General features: G+C 74.2%; 19 protein-coding genes. 2 read left to right on the top strand and 17 right to left on the bottom strand.

Annotated elements, in window-relative coordinates:
- Positions 1–54 precede the first annotated feature (54 nt).
- Positions 55–516 (top strand): hypothetical protein, encoded by a 462-nt coding sequence (locus C1I95_RS04770; RefSeq protein WP_111212539.1) that lies wholly within the window; start codon positions 55–57, stop codon positions 514–516.
- Between the two features lie 20 nt (positions 517–536).
- On the opposite strand, the gene hisF is transcribed toward C1I95_RS04770, so the two are convergent.
- The 8 genes from hisF to hisD all read right to left on the bottom strand — a co-directional run bounded on the left by hisF (position 537) and on the right by hisD (position 6,434).
- Positions 537–1,304: an imidazole glycerol phosphate synthase subunit HisF gene (gene hisF / locus C1I95_RS04765; protein ID WP_111212538.1), complete on the bottom strand. Its 768-nt coding sequence runs from the start codon at positions 1,302–1,304 to the stop codon at positions 537–539.
- 28 nt (positions 1,305–1,332) lie between these two features.
- Positions 1,333–2,058 (bottom strand): bifunctional 1-(5-phosphoribosyl)-5-((5-phosphoribosylamino)methylideneamino)imidazole-4-carboxamide isomerase/phosphoribosylanthranilate isomerase PriA, encoded by a 726-nt coding sequence (priA, locus tag C1I95_RS04760; RefSeq protein WP_111212537.1) that lies wholly within the window; start codon positions 2,056–2,058, stop codon positions 1,333–1,335.
- Between the two features lie 22 nt (positions 2,059–2,080).
- Complete coding sequence (locus tag C1I95_RS04755; protein ID WP_111212555.1) at positions 2,081–2,401, bottom strand: hypothetical protein; 321 nt, start codon at positions 2,399–2,401, stop codon at positions 2,081–2,083.
- Between the two features lie 84 nt (positions 2,402–2,485).
- Positions 2,486–3,163 carry an imidazole glycerol phosphate synthase subunit HisH gene (gene hisH, locus C1I95_RS04750; RefSeq protein ID WP_233513363.1) on the bottom strand — a complete coding sequence of 226 codons (678 nt, stop codon included), beginning with the start codon at positions 3,161–3,163 and terminating at the stop codon, positions 2,486–2,488.
- Complete coding sequence (locus tag C1I95_RS35690) at positions 3,160–3,333, bottom strand: CG2302 family histidine operon protein (RefSeq protein WP_171023236.1); 174 nt, start codon at positions 3,331–3,333, stop codon at positions 3,160–3,162. The genes hisH and C1I95_RS35690 overlap by 4 nt, the downstream gene beginning before the upstream one ends.
- Positions 3,334–3,391: 58 nt before the next feature.
- The gene (hisB, locus tag C1I95_RS04745) at positions 3,392–4,003 is read right to left on the bottom strand and encodes an imidazoleglycerol-phosphate dehydratase HisB (protein WP_111212536.1); all 612 of its coding nucleotides are present in this window, start codon (positions 4,001–4,003) and stop codon (positions 3,392–3,394) included.
- Positions 4,000–5,118, bottom strand: coding sequence for a histidinol-phosphate transaminase (locus C1I95_RS04740; protein WP_111212535.1), 1,119 nt, complete (start codon positions 5,116–5,118; stop codon positions 4,000–4,002). The genes hisB and C1I95_RS04740 overlap by 4 nt, the downstream gene beginning before the upstream one ends.
- Positions 5,115–6,434, bottom strand: coding sequence for a histidinol dehydrogenase (gene hisD, locus C1I95_RS04735; RefSeq protein ID WP_111212534.1), 1,320 nt, complete (start codon positions 6,432–6,434; stop codon positions 5,115–5,117). The genes C1I95_RS04740 and hisD overlap by 4 nt, the downstream gene beginning before the upstream one ends.
- Before the next feature lie 107 nt (positions 6,435–6,541).
- On the opposite strand from hisD, the gene C1I95_RS04730 reads away from it, so the two are divergent.
- A complete protein-coding gene (locus C1I95_RS04730) occupies positions 6,542–7,243 on the top strand; it encodes an LON peptidase substrate-binding domain-containing protein (RefSeq protein ID WP_111212533.1) in 702 nt (233 codons plus the stop codon).
- Here C1I95_RS04730 and C1I95_RS04725 read toward each other — a convergent pair.
- From C1I95_RS04725 to C1I95_RS04685, 9 genes are all read right to left on the bottom strand, one after another.
- Positions 7,155–7,964: a DUF2567 domain-containing protein gene (locus tag C1I95_RS04725; protein WP_111212532.1), complete on the bottom strand. Its 810-nt coding sequence runs from the start codon at positions 7,962–7,964 to the stop codon at positions 7,155–7,157. The two genes, C1I95_RS04730 and C1I95_RS04725, sit on opposite strands and share 89 nt — an antisense overlap.
- Before the next feature lie 69 nt (positions 7,965–8,033).
- A complete protein-coding gene (locus C1I95_RS04720; RefSeq protein WP_111212531.1) occupies positions 8,034–9,416 on the bottom strand; it encodes a MinD/ParA family ATP-binding protein in 1,383 nt (460 codons plus the stop codon).
- Positions 9,417–9,512: 96 nt separating this feature from the next.
- Positions 9,513–10,532: a hypothetical protein gene (locus C1I95_RS04715; protein WP_111212530.1), complete on the bottom strand. Its 1,020-nt coding sequence runs from the start codon at positions 10,530–10,532 to the stop codon at positions 9,513–9,515.
- 43 nt (positions 10,533–10,575) lie between these two features.
- Positions 10,576–11,520, bottom strand: a complete 945-nt coding sequence (locus C1I95_RS04710; protein WP_111212529.1) for an RluA family pseudouridine synthase — start codon at positions 11,518–11,520, stop codon at positions 10,576–10,578.
- The gene (gene lspA / locus C1I95_RS04705) at positions 11,517–12,152 is read right to left on the bottom strand and encodes a signal peptidase II (RefSeq protein WP_111212528.1); all 636 of its coding nucleotides are present in this window, start codon (positions 12,150–12,152) and stop codon (positions 11,517–11,519) included. Before lspA ends, C1I95_RS04710 begins: the two co-directional genes overlap by 4 nt.
- A 66-nt stretch (positions 12,153–12,218) precedes the next feature.
- Positions 12,219–12,638 carry a TraR/DksA family transcriptional regulator gene (locus tag C1I95_RS04700; RefSeq protein ID WP_111212527.1) on the bottom strand — a complete coding sequence of 140 codons (420 nt, stop codon included), beginning with the start codon at positions 12,636–12,638 and terminating at the stop codon, positions 12,219–12,221.
- A 275-nt stretch (positions 12,639–12,913) separates the two neighbouring features.
- A complete protein-coding gene (locus C1I95_RS04695; protein ID WP_111212526.1) occupies positions 12,914–13,219 on the bottom strand; it encodes a DUF167 domain-containing protein in 306 nt (101 codons plus the stop codon).
- A gap of 11 nt (positions 13,220–13,230) precedes the next feature.
- Positions 13,231–13,830, bottom strand: coding sequence for a hypothetical protein (locus C1I95_RS04690; RefSeq protein ID WP_111212525.1), 600 nt, complete (start codon positions 13,828–13,830; stop codon positions 13,231–13,233).
- A 77-nt stretch (positions 13,831–13,907) separates the two neighbouring features.
- Complete coding sequence (locus tag C1I95_RS04685; RefSeq protein WP_111212524.1) at positions 13,908–14,714, bottom strand: DivIVA domain-containing protein; 807 nt, start codon at positions 14,712–14,714, stop codon at positions 13,908–13,910.
- Between the last annotated feature and the right edge of the window lie 5 nt (positions 14,715–14,719).

Here is a 14,719-nt window from a genome sequence, read left to right as displayed (position 1 = left end):
AACAGTGGGGCGGGTGGTGTTTTCTTGAGCCGGGTCGCCCGGCAGAATCTCCGCATGGGGGAGAACGCCTGGCGGCGCACCGACGCATGGATCTTCGTTTCGTTGGTGATCGCCAGCGGCGCCGGACGGCACCGACGCTCCCCGACCACCCGCCGCCCCGAGGGCGTACGGCTCGCCGACGTGCTCTCCACCGCCGACCACCTCGACCACACGATCCCTGAGCGGCACGACATCGAGGAGGCGATCCGGCGGCTGCTCGGCGCCGGCCTGGTCGACGTCTCCGACGGCTGGTTCCGGATCACCCCCGACGGGGAACGGCTCTGGCGGTCACGACCCAGCGCCGGCCTGGCCACCACCGTCGACACCGTGCAGGGCGTGCTCAGCCGCCGGCACACCCCGGGCACCGCGGAGTGGCACCTCGACGAGGCCGAGCACACCGCGGCCGTCCAGGAGTATCTGGTGCGGTCCATCCCGATGCCCCGGCGCTCCCCGGAGGGCCACTCCGGCCGGGGCTGAGCGACCGACCTGGTCGCCGATCAGCGGACGGGGTGACCCGCGCCGCGCAGCGCGTCCTTGACCTGGGCGACGGTCAGTTCCCCGAAGTGGAAGACGCTGGCGGCGAGCACCGCGTCGGCCCCGGCGCCGATCGCCGGGGGAAAGTGGGCCACCTCGCCCGCGCCGCCGCTGGCCACCACCGGCACCTCGACCACCCGGCGCACCGCGTCGATCAGTTCCAGGTCGAAACCGGCCTTGGTGCCGTCCGCGTCCATCGAGTTCAACAGGATCTCACCGGCGCCCAGCTCGGCGCCGCGCCGCGCCCACCGCACCGCGTCCAGCCCGGTGCCCCGTCGGCCGCCGTGCGTGGTGACCTCGAAGCCACTGGGGGTGGTACCGGCCGGGGCCCGCCGCACGTCCAACGAGAGCACCAGCACCTGCCGGCCGAACCGGTCGGCGATCTCCGCAATCAGCTCGGGCCGGGCGATCGCCGCCGTGTTCACCCCGACCTTGTCGGCGCCGGCACGCAGCAGCGTGTCCACGTCGGCCACCGTGCGGACCCCCCCGCCGACGGTGAGCGGGATGAAGACCGACTCCGCCGTACGCCGGACCACGTCGAGCATGGTGCCCCGGTCGCTGGACGAGGCGGTGACGTCGAGGAAGGTCAACTCGTCCGCGCCGGCCCGGTCGTACGCCGCCGCCAGCTCGACCGGGTCACCGGCGTCGCGCAGGTCGACGAAGTTGACCCCCTTGACCACGCGACCCGCATCCACGTCGAGACAGGGGATCACCCGAACCGCCACCGTCATGCCGAAAGCCTATCCCTGCCTCCGCCGGTCACGCCTCGGCGAGGGTGGCCAGGGCCTCGGCGACGGTGAACGCCCCCGCGTAGAGCGCCTTGCCGGCGATCACGCCCTCCACCCCGATCGGTTCCAGCGTGGCCAGCGCGCGCAGGTCGTCCAGCGTCGAGACGCCGCCGGAGGCGATCACCGGCGCGTCGGTACGGGCGCACACCTCCCGCAGCAGGTCCAGGTTCGGCCCGCGCATGGTGCCGTCCTTGGTGATGTCGGTGACCACGTACCGGGCGGCGCCGGCCTTGTCGAGCCGCTCCAGCACCTCGTACAGGTCACCGCCGTCCCGGGTCCACCCCCGGGCCGCCAGGGTGCGACCCCGCACGTCCAGCCCGATCGCGACCCGGTCGCCGTACTCGCCGCAGATCCGGTCGCACCACGCCGGATCCTCCAGCGCGGCGGTGCCGATGTTGACCCGGGCGGCGCCGGTGGCCAGCGCGGCCCGCAGCGACGCGTCGTCGCGGATGCCGCCGGACAGCTCCACCCGCACGTCGAGGCGGCGCACCACGTCGGCGAGCAGCTCGGCGTTGGAGCCCCGACCGAACGCCGCGTCGAGGTCGACCAGGTGGATCCACTCGGCGCCGTCGCGCTGCCACGCCAGGGCGGCGTCCAGCGGGTCGCCGTAGGTGGTCTCGCTGCCCGCGGCGCCCTGCACGAGCCGGACGGCCTGGCCGTCGGCGACGTCCACGGCAGGCAACAGGGTGAGGCTCACGTGTCTTGTCCTCTCGCGTTCATCAACGGCGGTCCAGGGCGATCACCACGATCACCGGAAGCACCAGCAACAACAGTGCGACCAACCCGATGCGCAGCCCCGGGTCGGGCACGAGCATCCAGATCAGGATGATCGCCGCCAGGGTCAGCGCCACGATCGCGGACCGTTCGCCCCGGGAGTACCTCCGCAGGCGTCCGGTCCGGCCGCGTCGTACGGTCGGCGTCAGCCGGCGGACCAGCGCCCGGCGCCGGGCCCGGCGGGCGAGCGAGCGTTCCCGGACCACCTGACGCCGGGCCGCCTCCGCCTCGCGGGCCGCCCGGCGCTGAGCCCGTTCCTTGCTCATCGCGGCCTCCGACCCGACCGGCCCGACGGCCCAGCCGGCCACGACCGGCCCGACGGCCCAGCCGGCCACGACCGGCCCGACGGCTCAGCCACGGGCGGGCACGGTGGCCAGCCAGTTGCGCAGCAACGCGGCACCGGTGTCGGCGGACTTCTCGGGGTGGAACTGGGCGGCCGACAGCGCGCCCCGTTCCACCGCGGCGACGAAGTCGGTCTCGTGGTGCGCCGTGGTGACCTTGGCGCCGGCCCCGGCCAGGGCGGCGGCGTCACTGTGGGCGTACGAGTGGACGAAGTAGAACCGGCTGTCCGCGGGCAGCCCGGCGAACAGCACCGAGTCCACCGGCGGCTGCACCGTGTTCCAACCCATGTGTGGCAACCGGGCGGCGGCGAGCCGGGTGACGCTGCCGGGCAGCAGCCCCAGGCCCTTGGTGACCAACCCGTGCTCGTCACCGAGTTCGAAAAGGACCTGCATGCCCACGCAGATGCCGAGCACCGGGCGGCCGGCGGCGACCCGCTCGGCGATCACCGGCCCGGCACCGATCGCGTCGATGCCGGCCATGCAGGCGGCGAAGGCGCCCACCCCGGGCACCACCAGCCCGTCGGCGTCGGCCGCGGCGACCAGGTCGCCGGTGACCAGCACGTCGGCACCGGCGGCGGCCAGCGCCCGTTCGGCGGAGCGCAGGTTGCCCGAGCCGTGGTCCAGCACCACGACCCGGCGCCGGTCACCACCGTCGCCGGAGGGCCGGCCAATGGTCCGGTCCGTCACGACCCCTCCCCGGGCAGCAGCCACAGCACCCCGGCGACCGTGGCCAGCACGGCCAGCAGCGCGGTGACCACCACCGCGCCGCGCGGCGCCCCCTGCCGGTGCAGGGACAGCGTCCCGCCGACCAGGACCCCGGCCAGGATCAGCAGCAGTGTGGGCAGCGCGCCACTCATCGGTGCCACCCCCGCCCGGCGGGCGGCACGGCACGACGTACGGCGTCGACCCGGCCGGTCACAGCGCCCCCTTGGTGCTGGGGATCGCGCCGGCTGCCCGCGGGTCCACGGCGGTGGCCTCCCGCAGCGCCCGGGAGACCGCCTTGAACTGCGCCTCCACCACGTGGTGGGCGTCCGGGTGGCCGCCCGGACGGGCCGCCCGCAGCACGTCCACGTGCAGGGTGATCCGGGCCGCCTGGCCGAAGGACTCCCAGATGTGCCGGGTCATGCTGGTCGGGTAGACCGGCCCGATGTACGGCGCCAGCGGCGGCTCGTCGTGCACCACGTACGGCCGGCCGGACAGGTCGACGGCGGCCCGGACCAGCACCTCGTCCATCGGAACGGTGGCCGAGCCGTACCGGCGGATGCCGGCCTTGTCCCCCAGCGCCTGGTCGAACGCGGCGCCGAGGGCCAACGCCGTGTCCTCCATCGTGTGGTGGGCGTCGATCTCCAGGTCGCCCACCGTCTGCACGGTCAGGTCGAAGCCGCCGTGCCGGGCGATCTGGTGCAGCATGTGGTCGTAGAAGCCGACCCCCGTGCTGATCTCGGCCACGCCGGTGCCGTCGAGGTCGATCTCGACCAGGACCTTGGTCTCCTTGGTGATCCGCTCCACCCGGGCGGTCCGGCTCATGCTGTGCCTTTCGGTCGCGGCTGCGGGGCGGGCGGGCCCTCGCGCTGAATCCTGTCGATGGCGGCAAGGAAGGCGTCGGTCTCGGCCGGGGTGCCGGCGGTGACCCGCAGCCAGCCGGGCAGACCGACGTCGCGGACCAGCACGCCGTGGGTCAGCATGGCCTGCCAGGCGGCCGCCTGGTCGCCACCGACCTCGTACAACACGAAGTTGGCGTCGCTGTCGGCGACCCGCAGGCCGCGGCGGCGCAGCTCGGTGACGATCCGGTCGCGCTGTTCCATGATCGCGGTAACCGTACCGAGCAGTGCGTCGCGGTGCGCCAGGGCGGCCCGGGCGGCGGCCTGGGTGAGCGCGGAGAGGTGGTACGGCAGGCGGACCAGCTGCACCGCCGCCACCACGGCCGGGTCGGCCGCCAGGTAGCCCAGCCGCCCGCCGGCGAACCCGAACGCCTTGCTCATCGTGCGGGTCACCACCAGCCGCAGCTTCCCGGGCAGCACCGCCAGCGCGCTCACCGTGCCCGGGCGGGCGAACTCCGCGTACGCCTCGTCGACCACCACCATGCCCGGCGCGACGTCGAGGACCGCGGTGATCACGGCCGGGTCGAGCGCGGTCCCGGTGGGGTTGTTCGGCGAGCAGAGGAAGACCACGTCCGGGCGATGCTCGCGGACCTGGGTCACCGCCTCGTCGGCGGTCAGTCCGAAGTCGACGCCCCGGCGGGCGGGCACCCATCGGGTGCCGGTGCCCAGCGCCAGCAACGGGTGCATCGAGTACGCCGGGGTGAACCCGAGCGCGGTGCGCCCGGGACCGCCGAACGCCTGGAGCAGCTGCTGCTGGATCTCGTTGGAGCCGTTGGCCGCCCAGACCGCGTCGACGGTGAGCCGGTGACCGAGGTACCCGGCCAGGTCGGCGCGCAGCGCCACCGCGTCCCGGTCCGGGTAGCGGTTGAGGTCACGCAGCTCGGCTGCGAGGGCCTTGCCGATCGCCTCGACCACCGGCTCCGGCACCGGGTAGGAGTTCTCGTTGGTGTTCAGCCGCACCGACACGTCCAGCTGCGGCGCCCCGTACGGCGACAACCCGCGCAGGTCGTCGCGGAGCGGCAGGTCGTCCAGAGTGGTCATGCCGTCGCCTCGAACCGGGCGGTGACCGCCTGGCCGTGCGCCGGCAGGTCCTCCACTCCGGCCAGGGTGACCACGTGCGAGGCGACCTCCCGCAGCGCCGCCTCGGTGTACTCCACCAGGTGGATGCCGCGCAGGAAAGACTGCACCGACAGCCCGGACGAGTGCCGGGCGCAGCCGCCGGTGGGCAGCACGTGGTTGGAGCCGGCGCAGTAGTCACCCAGCGACACCGGCGAGTACGCGCCCACGAAGATCGCGCCGGCGTTGCGTACCCGCATCGCCCACTGGCGGGCGTCGGCGGTCTGGATCTCCAGGTGCTCCGCCGCGTACGCGTCGACCACCCGCAGCCCCGCCGCCAGGTCGTCGACCAGCACGACGCCGCTCTGCTCACCGCGCAGGGCGGTGTCGACCCGCTCGGCGTGCTTGGTGGCCGGCACCTGCCGGGCCAGCTCCCGGTCCACCGCGTCGGCCAGCTCGACCGACGGGGTGACCAGCACGCTGGCGGCGAGCGGGTCATGCTCGGCCTGGCTGATCAAATCGGCGGCGACGTGCACCGGGTCGGCGGTGTCGTCGGCCAGGATGGCGATCTCGGTCGGGCCGGCCTCGGCGTCGATGCCCACCACGCCGCGCAGCAGCCGCTTCGCGGCGGTGACCCAGATGTTGCCCGGGCCGGTGATCATGTCGACCGGGTCGCAGTACGCGCTGCCCGTGGCGTCGACGGCGCAGCCGTACGCCAGCATCGCCACGGCCTGGGCGCCGCCGACGGCGTAGACCTCGTCGACGCCGAGCAGCGCGCAGGCGGCGAGCACCCGCGGATCGGGCAGGCCGTCGTTGTCCCGCTGCGGCGGGCTCGCCACCACCAGCGACCGGACGCCGGCCGCCTGGGCGGGCACCACGTTCATCACCACGGTCGACGGGTACATCGCCAGGCCACCCGGGACGTAGAGGCCGACCCGGTCGACCGGGACCCAGCGTTCGGTGACGGTGCCGCCCGGCACCACCTGGGTGGTGTGGTCGGCGCGCCGCTGGTCGTCGTGCACCTTACGGGCGCGGGCGATCGACTCCAGCAACGCGGCCCGGACCTGCGGATCCAGCATGCCCTCCGCCGCGGCGATCACCTCGGCGGGCACCCGCAGCACCTCCGGGGCCACCCCGTCGAACCGCTCGCTGGCCTCGCGGACCGCCTGGTAGCCATGCTCGCGGACCGCCGCCACCAGGGGACGGATCTGCTCGACGGCCACCGAGACGTCGAGCTGGGCGCGAGGCAGCAGGTGACGCGGGTCGGACGCGCCACCGCGCAGGTCGATGCGGTTCAACACCCCTGCGAGTCTAGGCGGCCCGGCGTCGGGCCGGACCGCGCCGCCCGCAGGCCGGGACGGTGAGCCGGGACACGCCGTAGGCCGCCGGTGGAGTTACGCTCGATCACGTGACCCCACGGCTGCCGGTGTTCCCGCTCGCCATGGTGCTCTTCCCCGGGTTGGTGCTGCCACTGCACATCTTCGAGGAGCGCTACCGGGCCCTGGTCCGGCACCTGGTCGGGCTGCCCGAGGGTGCGCCACGCGAGTTCGGCGTGGTGGCCATCCGCAGCGGCTGGGAGGTCGAGCCCACCGCGGGGCGGACCGCCCCCGGCACCGGCGAGGTGACCCTGCACGAGGTGGGCTGCACCGCGGAGCTGCGGCAGGTCACCGAGCTGGCCGACGGGGGCTTCGACATCGTCACCGTGGGGCGGCGACGGTTCCGGTTGGCGGAGCTGGACCACCACTCCGCGCCGTACCTGACCGCCGAGGTGCGGTGGCTGCCCGAGCCGACCGGCCCGGACGAGGCGGCCGGCCTGCTGGCGGCGCGGGTGATCGCGGTCTTCCGCCAGTACCTCGGCCTGATCCAGGTCGAGTCCGGCCAGCTGACCGAGCAGCTGCCGGAGGATCCGACCGTGCTCTCCCACCTGGTGGCCGCGACCGCGGCACTGACCGTGGCGGACCGGCAACGCCTGCTCGCCATCGACGACACGGCGGCCCGGCTGCGTGCCGAGCTGAACCTGCTCAACCGCGAGGCGGCTCTGCTGCGCCAGGTACGGGCGGTTCCGGTGCCGCTGGCGGAGCTGGCCAAGGCGCCGCCGACCCCGAACTGACCCCATCCGCGCCCGGCCCGACACCGAGGGGCGGGTAACCGCCGGGCCCCGGACCGCCCGGCGGGTAGCCGACGGGCGGGCCGAACCAGGTGGGGTCGGGCTCCGGCTCGGGGCGCAGCGACGGCCACCGCGACCAGCCGGCCAGCATGGTGTACGCCACCGCGGCGCCGAACGACGGCAGCAGCAGGTTGCCGTGCGGCACCGGCAGCACCCCGAGGATCAGGTCGATGCCGCCCGCGCGCAGGTCGGCCGGCTTGGTGAAGGTCGTCCCGTCCGGTGCGGTCTCCAGCAGCCGCTGGTAGGTGCTCAGCCCGACCCGGCGCCCGACCTGCCAGGCGACCGTCGCGGTGGCGAGCGCGCCGGCCACCACGACGACCAGCCCGACCGGCCCCCGGTGGCGGCGCAGCACGAACCACACCGCGAGTGCGGCCAGCACCCCGAAGCCCAACCCGAGCAGGCTGAACCAGCCGTCGGCGGCGATCGGCTGCTCCGGCTGGGCCTGGCCGTAGACCGCGCCGTCGGCCGTCTTGACCACCGGGGTGGCCGGGGCGAGCGCCGCCCAGAGCAGCCCCAGCGGGGCACCCAGCAGGCCCAGGACGAGCACGGTCGCCGCTCCGGCCGCCGCAGTGCGGGCGGGCCTGCGCGGCGGGTCCGCCGGCACCGGCGGGACGGTCGGCACTGCCGGTACGGGTGGTTCGGCGGCGGGGGTGTCCGGGCTCACCCGATGATCCTCGCAGTTCCCGGCGCGAGCCGTGCACGGTGTCGCCAGTCAGGCAATGTTCGCAATCGCTCAGCGGGCGAAGGGCTCCAGCATCGCCGACGCCGCCCGCAGCCACGCCTGTCGGGTCTCGGCCTGGAGCTGGTGGTATTCGATCGAGGATCCGGTCTCCAGGGCCGGGTCGTACGGCACCACGGCCACCGCCCGGGTACGGGTGGCGAAGTGGCGTTCCAGGTCGTCCTGCAACGGCAGGCGGCCCGGGGTGGGGCAGGAGATCAGGGTGACCGCGTTGTCGGCCAGCTCACCCATTCCCTCCTCGTGCAGCAGGTCGAGCATCCAGTCCGCACTGAACGCGGCGTCCTCGCGGGGCACGGTGGTGACCACCAACTGGTCGGCGGCCTGCATCACGGTGCGCCAGTTCGGACTCTCCACGTTGTTGCCGGTGTCCACACAGATCACGTCGTGGGTGCGGCGCAGCAGCTCCAGCACCCGCTTGACGGTGAACTGGTCCAGCCGCTGGGCGAACCGGGGGCTCTCCTCGCCGGCCAGCACGTCGTACGAGCCGTCGGAGGCGTGCCGCAGGTAGTCGTCGAGGATCTCCAGCAGGTCGGCGCCCTCCCGGATCTCGATCTGGACGAGATCGGCGACCAGATGCCGGATCGTACGGGCGTGCCGGGCGCTGCCGGCGCGCAGCCCGAGGGTGCCGCGCAGCTCGTTGTCGTCCCAGGCCAGCACGCCACGCCCGCGCACGCTGCCGACGGTGGCCGCGGCCAGGACGGTCGCCGTGGTCTTGTGCACGCCGCCCTTGGGGTTGGCGAAGGCGACCACCCGCGGGGTGCCCAGTTCCCGGCGGAGCACGCCGGCGGCCCGTTCGAGTTCGCTCTCGGCGCTCTGCGGGCGCCACTCGATCCGCCCCGGCCGGCCGGCCACCGTCGCCGATGGTGGCGCGGGCGGCGCCGGGGGTGCGGGCGCAGCTGGCGGCGCGGGCGGCTGGTAGCCGCCGTTGTCGAGCAGCGCGTACCGGGACTCCACCGGCGGCGTGGCGTGCCGGTAGCCGTTGTCCAGCAGGGTGTACCGGGACTCCACCGGCTCGGGCCGGCGCGGCTCCGGCACCGCCGGGTAGGTCGGCTCCGCCGGGTACCCCGACTGCCCGCGGTACGCCTGTGCTGGGCGCTGGGGCTCGACCCGGTAGCTCGCCTCGGCCCGGTAGCCCGGCTCGGTGCCGTACGGCCGCTCGGCCGGCTGACCGACGGCCGGGGCCCGCCCCGCGTAGCCGGAACCCGCCCCGCGTCGCGGCAGCGGCGGCTCGGGCGGCGGTGGCAGTTCTTCGTCGGGCCGCCGCTCGGTTGGCACCTGTTCGGCGCCGCGAGCGCCGAGGCGGGCACGGTCGAGCAGCGCCCGCCACCGCGGTGCCGGTTCGGCGGGCCGTCCCCAACCGGTCTCGCTGCCGTCCACGGCTCGCCTCCCCAGCGCCTCGGTTTCCGTCTGACAGGCTACGAACGAAACCCTATTCAGGCCACACCGGGCCACGTACCGATGTGTCCCGAACCGTCACGGTGTCGGGCTCACATCACTCTCCATGACGGTGTCTGCCGAGGTGGGAGGCATCAATGGGGTGGCGGCCGGTGGTGCGGACGAGGATACCGCCGGTGATGGTGACGAATCTGTCACGTTCGACGGCGCCGGCGAGCGGTCCTCCGGTACCGGATCCGGCGTCGGCGAGGCGGATCCCGGGGTCGGCGTCGGGTCCGGCGTCGGGGCGAGGTCGCGGTCGACCGGCGGCCGGACCACATCCCACTGCTCGGGCAGCGGCGGGGTGAACACCGTACGTTCCAGCCGCCGGACCTCCGGCGCCGGGTCGACCACCCGCACCCCGGGTCGGGCCGCCACGCCGCGCAGCGCCGCCGGTGCGGCGCGCACCACCAGCGCGTAGACGCAGGCGCAGCCCGCGCGGTAGGCGGCTGCCTCCTCCGCCGCGACCCGCGCGCCGCTCTCGTACAGCTGGCGCAGCTCCCGCTCCTGCGGCCCGCCGCCGCCCAGCCCGGCGGCCCGGGACCGGTAGTCGGCGGCCTCCAGCTCCTTGCGCTCGGCCAGCTCGACCATGCCGGCCGTCACGTCCTCGGGAATCCGTTGCGCGGGTATCCGGACGATCTCGGTCTGCCGGCCCGGCAGCGGTACCCGGCCGATGACGGCCGCCACGCCCACGTCGCCGACCACCGCCGCGAGCGACTGCGGGGCGAGGTACTCGGTCAGCGAGACCAGGGCGTAGGTGCCCTCGCCCAACGCGCCGCCGGCCAGTGCGGCCAGGTCGGCCGCGGCCGTCCGCTCATAGCCGGGGATCGACTCGCCGTCGGCGACCCCCACCCGGGTCACCTCGCCGACGGTCCGGTCCGGAACGGGCGGGCCACCGGTGGCGAGCACCGCGGTGAACAGCACGGCGGCGCAGGACAGCACCGCCACCCAGCCGAGCAGCGGGGGCCGGGCCGAGCCCTGGCCGAGTCGGGTCACCGCGGCGGCGAGCCGGGGCAGCAGTCGCTGGTCCAGCTGCCGCAGCAGATCGCCGGCGCGCACGGGCGAACCCCCTCGTCGGATCGGTCGGGACGGGCAGGGCGCGTCAGTCGCGGAGGATGTCCAGTGCGCGTCCCAGGTCGTCAGGGTAGTCGCTGACGAAGCGGACCTCGTCCCCCGTACGGGGGTGCTGGAAGCTCAACTCTCTGGCGTGCAACCACTGGCGGTCCAGCTTGAGCCGGGCGGCGAGCGTCGGATCCGCACCGTACGTGAGGTCACCCACGCACGGGTGCCGCAGGGTGGAGAAGTGCACCCGGATCTGGTGGGTACGACCGGTCTCCAGCCGCACGTCGACCAGGCTCGCCGAGGGAAACGCCTCGATGGTGTCGTAGTGGGTGATGCTGGGCTTCCCGCCGGAGACCACCGCCCACCGGTAGTCGTGATGGGGGTGCCGGTCGATCGGGGCGTCGATGGTGCCGCTCAGCGGGTCCAGGTGGCCCTGCACCACGGCGTGGTACCGCTTCTCCACCTCGCGGTACTTGAAGGCCCGTTTCAAGGCGCTGTACGCCTGCTCGCTCTTGGCCACCACCATGATCCCGGTGGTGCCCACGTCGAGCCGGTGCACCACTCCCTGGCGTTCGGCGGCGCCACTGGTGGCGATGGTGTGCCCGATCGCGGCCAACCCGCCGATCACGGTCGGGCCGGTCCAGCCCGGGCTGGGATGCGCGGCTACCCCGACCGGCTTGTCGACCACCACGATGTCGTCGTCGGCGTAGACCACCTGGAGCCCGGGCACCGCCTGGGGCACCACCCTCGGCGCCGCGGCCGGCGCGGGCAGCGTCACCTCCAGCCAGGAGCCCGCCCGGACCTTGTGCGAGTTGGGCCGGACCGCACCGTCGACCAACGCCGCACCGGCGTCGACGAGGGCGGCGGCCGCCGTCCGGGAGAGGCCGAACAGCCGGGCCACGGCCTGGTCCAGCCGCAATCCGTCGAGACCGTCCGGCACCGGCAGGCTGCGGTGGTCGCCGCCGGCGGCGAAGGTGGCCGTCATGCGCGCTCCCGCCGACCGCCGTCGGTGGCACCGGGCTCGTCGGCGGTGGCGCTCTCCTTGGCCGGGCGCTCCTCGCCGGGAGCCCGGGTGCCGTCCCGCTGACGGCCGGTGAACTCCAGCGCGACGGCCAGCAGCACACCGCAGACCAGGGCGCTGTCCGCGACGTTGAACACCGGAAATACCCGACCGTACGGGTCGAAGACGCTGACCATGTCGACCACGTGCCCCACGAACCAGCCCGGGGCCCGGAAGATCCGGTCGATCAGGTTGCCCAGCACACCGCCGACCACCAGGCCGAGCGAGATCGCCCACGGCACCGAGCGCAGCGTGCGGGTCATCCAGGCGATCCAGCTCAGCACGCCGATCGCGATCACCGGGAAGATGAAGGTGTAGTCCTTGCCGATGCTCCACGCGGCCCCGCTGTTGCGGGTCAGCGTCAGGTAGACGGCCCCGCCCAGCAGCCGCACCGGCTCACGGTCACTCAGCTCGACCAGGGCCAGGTGCTTGGTGAGCACGTCGAAGGTGAGAGCGAACGCCGCAAGGCAGAGCAGGATCGTGACCGGCCGACGCCGCGACTTCGTGGCGGTGCCCGACTCGGCGGTGCCGGATCCAGCGGGCGGTGCTGCGCTCATCTGCTCCCCATCGACAATCGCGGCGGTGCCGTCGCACCGCCGCGTACGAGTGCCGGGGAGCGCGCCTCAGCGCCGCTCCTCCAGCTGCTTGCATGTCACGCAGAGGGTGGCCGACGGGAAGGCGGCCAGCCGCTCCACCGGAATGGGGTTGCCGCACCGCTCGCACCAGCCGTAACCACCCTCGTCGAGACGCTCCAACGCGCGCTCGACCTGCGTGATCCGTTCCAGAATGCTGTTGGCGAGGGAGATCTCCTGCTCCCGCTCGAACGTCTTGGTGCCGGTGTCGGCCTGGTCGTCCCCGGCCGAGTCGGTCAGGCGGTCGCGCTGCAGCTCGGTGATCTCGCTCAGCGTCTGATCGTACTCGGCTCGCAACTCGTCATGCCGCGCCGCCAGCGCGGCCCGGATCTTCTCGGTCTCCGCGGCACTGCGGGTGGACTTCGCCGTCGGCTTGCGGCCTGCGGTCCTGGTGTCGGCTGGCTTGGCCATCGTCGCTCCCTCGGCCACGGAGCCGCGGTGAGTCCGCGGCGCCTGGACAGGGGCCGCCAACATCGGCCGCCCCGGGTACAAAACGGGCGCGCGGCCACGAGGCCGCGCACTCCGGAGGTTGGCAAGGATACGGAACGTACAGGCGTCCGACAACGTGCCGCACCGGAGCGCCCAGTCCGCCCCGATTCATGCCATATCGGGGCAAATGGAAACGCTAGCAGATCAGCCGCGCCAGTCCGGCGTACTCGGCCAAGGACTCCGGTTGGATCCGTCCGTCAGCCGGTCGGCTCGGCGCCGTCGCGCAACCGGCTCAGCCGGTGGGCGAGTTCCGGGCCGGCGGAGGCGACCAGGAAGAGTTTGTCCCGGCTGGCCGCGCCGGTACGCAGCGACACGGTGGTCGGCCGGACGCCGAGTGCATCGGCCAGGGCCCGTCGGGCGGCCTCGGTGGCCCGCCCGTCGACCGCCGGAGCATTGACCGCGATGACCAGCGCCGGCCCGTGCGGGCCGTCGAACCGACCACCCACCCGGGCCCGGGACGCCCCCGGTTTCACCCGCACGGCGACGGTGAGCGCATCGTCCATGGCGGGTCGGCTCAGCGCCGTCCGGATTCCGACAACAGGGTGGTGCCCGGCGCGCAGTGCGCACAGGGGGTGAAACCGAGCTCGACCGCCTCGGCGACCGGCAGCGGCTCGTGCTCCCGCCCGACCAGGTGCGGGCATTCGACGAGGTGGTAGCGCGGTCGCCCGTCGACCACCCGGACCTCGTCCGCGAGGCGGGCCACCCGGGCCGCCTGCTCCGGGCTGATCTCCTGGGCCGCGGGCTCGTCGTCGTACCCGTCGGCGTCGTCACCGGCGTCGACCGGCTTCCGCGGGTCCGCCACCGGCGAGCCGGGTGGTTGCCGCCACCCGGAATCGCCGGTGTTCACGTTCGGTGGGATGTGCTGTGCCGGGATGCTCTCGCCGCCGGCGGCCGGAGTGGCCGCGCCGGAGATGTCCCATGGCTGGCGCCCGGGTGACCCGCGGTGCCCCGAGGCCCGGCCGGCGGCCGCCTGCCGGGCGCCCGCGACCAGCGCGACGGCGGCCAGCAGGCTGGCTGCGATGGAGACGACCAGCAGGAGGCTGGACCCTCCGGCCAGGCCGAGCACCAGCAGTACCACCGCGACGAGGATGAGCACGAGACTGATGACTATCACGGCTCACCCCCGCCGCGTCGTACCGATGGGCAGGGTGGGCGACCGCAGCACTGACGACGGTCGCCGACCCGGTTGGTTCAGCGGCCGGCCTCGAGCGCGCCGGAGCGACCGCCGCCGCCACCGTAGGAACCGGCGAGGCCGGCAGCGGCCAGCCCGTTGCCGGCGGCCCGGGTGCCGTCCCCGCGGGTCATCTCGGCCTCCAGGCCCTGGCCGCGACCGTCGAGGTCACGCAGCTGGCTCTCCAGGTACGCCTTGAGCCGGGTGCGGTACTCCCGCTCGAACTGCTTGAGTTCCTCGATGTGCTTCTGCAGCGCGGTGCGCTTGGCGTCCAGGCCGCCCATGGCCTCCTGGTGCCGCTGGCGGGCGTCGCGCTCGAGCGCGTCGGCCTTGGCCCGCGCCTCGCGGGTGACCTCCTCGGCCTTCGAGCGGGCCTCGGAGAGCAGCTGGTCGGCCTCGCGGCGGGCGTCGGAGACGTGGTCGTCCGCCGTCCGCTGGGCCATCATCAGCACCCGCAGCGCCTGCTGCTCGCCGTCGGGGCCGGTCACCGCGCCGCCACCGGCGGCCCGGACCTGCTCCAGCTCGGCCTGCATGGCGCGGGCGGCCTGATCGGCGGCGGCCTTGTCGCGCTGCACGCGGTCGAGCTGGGCCTTGACGTCGTTGAGCTCGGCCGCCAGGCGAGCGTCGCCGCCCGGGCCGGCGGGGGCGCCGCCCCGCCCTCCGCGCTCCACCTGGGCGCGCAGTTCGTTGTTCTCCTCGATCAGACGGGCGAGTTCGCGCTCGACCTCGTCCAGGAAGGCGTCGACCTCCTCCTCGTCGTAGCCCCGCTTGCCGATCGGCGGCTTCTTGAAGGCGACGTTATGGACGTCGGCCGGGGTCAGCGGCATCGAAA

It is taken from the genome of Micromonospora craterilacus, from assembly GCF_003236315.1.
Taxonomy (GTDB): domain Bacteria; phylum Actinomycetota; class Actinomycetes; order Mycobacteriales; family Micromonosporaceae; genus Micromonospora; species Micromonospora craterilacus.
This window is presented reverse-complemented; position numbering and strand designations above follow the sequence as displayed.